General features: G+C 66.0%; 3 protein-coding genes. 1 reads left to right on the top strand and 2 read right to left on the bottom strand.

Translation table 11 applies throughout. From position 1 onward, the window contains the following. On the top strand, positions 1-1220 hold a 1220-nt coding region (locus CGX12_RS19005; RefSeq protein ID WP_142995716.1), incomplete at its 5' end, for a PhnE/PtxC family ABC transporter permease. A 3-nt stretch (positions 1221-1223) separates the two neighbouring features. Here CGX12_RS19005 and fabG read toward each other — a convergent pair. Continuing rightward, positions 1224-1976 (bottom strand): 3-oxoacyl-ACP reductase FabG, encoded by a 753-nt coding sequence (gene fabG, locus CGX12_RS19010; RefSeq protein WP_094041436.1) that lies wholly within the window; start codon positions 1974-1976, stop codon positions 1224-1226. Positions 1977-2163: 187 nt separating this feature from the next. Next, positions 2164-2579 (bottom strand): aldose epimerase family protein (locus CGX12_RS19015; RefSeq protein ID WP_497045980.1); only part of this gene is annotated, 416 nt, incomplete at its 5' end.

Here is a 2579-nt window from a genome sequence, read left to right on the forward strand (position 1 = left end):
GCTACCGCCTGCCCTGGGTGCGCCGGCTGGCGGCGGCCCTGCGGGCGGTGCACGAGCTGTTCTGGGCGCTGCTGTTCATCCAGTTGCTGGGGCTCACGGCGCCGGCCGGGGTGCTGGCCATCGCGCTGCCCTACGCCGGCACCTTCGCCAAGATCTACGGCGAGCTGTTCGAAGAGGCGGATCCGGCGCCGGAGCAGGCGCTTGCACCGGGCATCGGCGGCCTGTCCCGGCTGCTGTTCATCCAGTTGCCCCTGTGCTGGCGGCAGATGGCCACCTACACCGGCTACCGGCTGGAGTGCGGTATCCGCAGCTCGGCGGTGCTGGGCTTTATCGGCCTGCCGACCCTGGGTTATCACCTGGAATCCCTGCTGCGCCAGGGCTACTACGACGAGGCGGCGAGCTTCTTCTACGCCCTGGTGCTGATCATCGCCACTATCAAGTGGTGGCTCCGGCCCCGGCTGGTGCCGCTCTACCTGCTGGCGGCGCTGCTCTGGCTGCCGCCGCTGGCCGGGCTGGACTGGGCGCTGATGGCGCGCTTTTTCACCCAGGACATCGTGCCCGCCCCGCTGCGGGTCGGCGACTGGGCCGGGCTCTGGCCCTGGCTGGGGGCGCTGTGGCGGGGGCAGATGGCGCCCGGGCTGTTCAACACCCTGGTGCTGGCGCTGCTGGCGCTGGTGGTCACCGCGCTGCTGGCGCTGGCCTGGTTCCCGGCCATCTCGCGCCGTTTCGGCAACCCGGCCAGCCGTACCCTCAGCCACTGGTGGCTGGTGCTGATGCGCTCCCTGCCCGAATACCTGCTGGCCTTTATCGGCATGCTGCTGCTCGGCCCGGGCATGTTGCCGGCCATGCTGGCGCTCGGCCTGCACAACGGCGCCATCATCGCCCACCTGCTGGGGCATCATCTCAATGGCCTGGTGCTGCGGGAGGACGCTCCCCGCGGAGTGAATCTTTACCTGTTCGAGGTGCTGCCCCGGCTGTACCGGGCCTTTATGGCCTACAGCCTGTACCGGTTCGAGAACCTGATCCGGGAAACGGCGATACTGGGCATGCTGGGCATTCCCACCCTGGGCTTTTTTATCGATTCGGCGTTCAGCGAGTTCCGCTTCGACCGGGCCATGGCGCTGCTGCTGGTGTGCGCCGGACTCAATATCCTGGTGGATGCCCTGGCCCGGCGCCTGCGCCGCCGGCTGCACCTGAGCAGCCGGGCGGAGGTGTTGTGAGGATTAAAGCACCAGGCCGCCGTCGATTTTCAGCACCTGGCCGGTGATATAGCGTGAGCGCTCGCTCGCCAGGAACAGCACGCCCTCGGCGATGTCCCTGGGTTCGCCCAGCTCGCCCAGGGGGATGCGGGAACGCATCTTGTCCAGTACCTTCTCCGGCACCGCCTGGGTCATCTCGGTGTTGATAAAGCCGGGGGCGATGCAGTTGGCGCGGATCTGGGCGCCGCCGCGGGCGAATTCCTTGGCCCAGCCCTTGGTCATGGCGATCACGCCGCCCTTGCTGGCGCCGTAGTTGCTCTGGCCGATGTTGCCGTCGGTGCCGACGATGGAGGAGATGCTGACGATGCTGCCTTTGTTCTGCACCCGCATCAGCGGCAGCATGGCCTGGGTCATCATGAACACGCCCTTGAGGTTGACGTTGAGCACCAGATCCCAGTCCGCTTCGGTCATCTTGTCGAGCAGGGCGTCGCGGGTGATGCCGGCGTTGTTCACCAGCACGTCCACCCGGCCGTGCTCGGCCAGGATGCGGCCGCTCAGCTCGGTCAGGGCGGCCGGATCGCACACGTCCAGGGTGGCGCCGGTCACGTTGGGGTAGTCTTCCATCCAGCCCAGGGCCGGGGTCAGGTTGATATCGCAGGCATAGACCCGGGTGGCGCCGGCTCGGGCCAGGGTTTCGCTGATGGCCCGGCCCAGGCCCCGGGCGGCGCCGGTCACCACGCAGATCTTGCCGTTCATGTCTTCGTTAGGCTGGTTCATGGTCGTTTTCCTTTATCGTGGGTTGATGGCCCGCCCCAGTGGTTGGACCATAGGGCCTATTTTAGCCTAATTTTTGTGATGCATTGTTATGAATGTCTAAATTAATCTTTGTTTAACTGAAGTTTATACAGAATTAACATAATAACTTGGGTTTTTATTTTGCGATGCAGTATTAAGGCTGGCGGCCCTAGAGAGGGATAAAGCGGTAGTGGGTCAGGTGGTGGTAGCTGTCGCCGGGCAGCAGCCAGGGGTTGCCCAGTTCGGGTCGGTTGGGGCTGTCGGGAACTTGCTGGGCTTCCAGGCAGAGGCCGGCATGGTCGGCGTAGTGGCCGCCGTTACGATCGGGGGTTCCGCCCAGGCCGTTGCCGCTATAGAGCTGCAGGCTCGGTTGGTTGGTGATCACTTCCATCGCCAAGCGGCCGTCGGAGGACTCCAGCCGGGCCAGCCAGTCCTGGCCTTCGCCATGGTTGAGAAAGCAGTGGTCATAGCCACCGGCCTGGGCCTGCTGGGGATGGCTGAGCCAGTCCCGGCCCAGGCGCCGGCCCCGGCGCAGGTCGAACACCCCCTGCACCGGGGCGGGGGCGAGGGGGATGCCGTCAGGGC

The sequence above is a fragment of the Zobellella denitrificans genome, assembly GCF_002237365.1.
GTDB classification, from domain to species: domain Bacteria; phylum Pseudomonadota; class Gammaproteobacteria; order Enterobacterales; family Aeromonadaceae; genus Oceanimonas; species Oceanimonas denitrificans.

Excerpts from the sequence above, each read along its gene's own strand:
- fabG (WP_094041436.1), bottom strand. The coding sequence starts at position 1,976 with ATGAACCAGCCTAACGAAGACATGAACGGCAAGATCTGCGTGGTGACC.